Origin of the sequence: Mumia sp., assembly GCF_028803055.1 — a bacterium.
Lineage (GTDB): Bacteria > Actinomycetota > Actinomycetes > Propionibacteriales > Nocardioidaceae > Mumia.
In genome coordinates, this window is sequence record NZ_JARBCJ010000349.1 from 1 (window position 1) to 586 (window position 586).

The 586-nt window shown below is 72.0% G+C and carries 1 protein-coding gene; it reads left to right on the forward strand.

What is annotated here, in order from left to right; translation table 11 throughout:
* The coding region (locus tag PV363_RS17865; protein WP_301023103.1) for a M15 family metallopeptidase at window positions 1–570 on the forward strand (570 nt) is incomplete at its 5' end.
* Window positions 571–586: the final 16 nt, after the last annotated feature.

The window sequence follows — 586 nt, forward strand, 5'->3', positions numbered from 1 at the left end:
GACGGCGCGTTCCATGCCGGCATCGAGCCCGTCCCCCCGGAGGTCGCCGCCCGTTCGACCTGGCAGGAGGCCTGCCCGGTGACGCTGGACGAGCTGCGCTACGTCACGGTGTCGTTCTGGGGCTTCGACGACCTGCCCCACACCGGCGAACTGCTCCTGCACCGTGACGTGGCCGATGCCGTGGCGGGTGTGTTCGGCGAGATGTTCGCCGCCCGATTCCCGATCGAGGACATGTACGTCACGCCCGTCGCCGAGCTCGACGCCCCCGACACCGGCGACGGCAACGCCACGGCGGCCTTCGTCTGCCGCCCGACGCGGGGCAGCGCACGCTGGTCGGAACACGCCTACGGGCGGGCGGTCGACATCAACCCGTTCCAGAACCCGTACGTCCGGGACGGGGTCGTGATCCCCGGCCTGGCCTCGACCTACCTCGACCGGGACGACGTGCGCCCCGGGATGTTCGTGCCCGGCGGGGGCCAGATCGAGGCGTTCGCCGCCATCGGCTGGGAGTGGGGCGGCGACTGGTCGAACCCGATCGACTACATGCACTTCAGCGCCCGCGGGACGTGAGGCGAGCGCGGGAGCG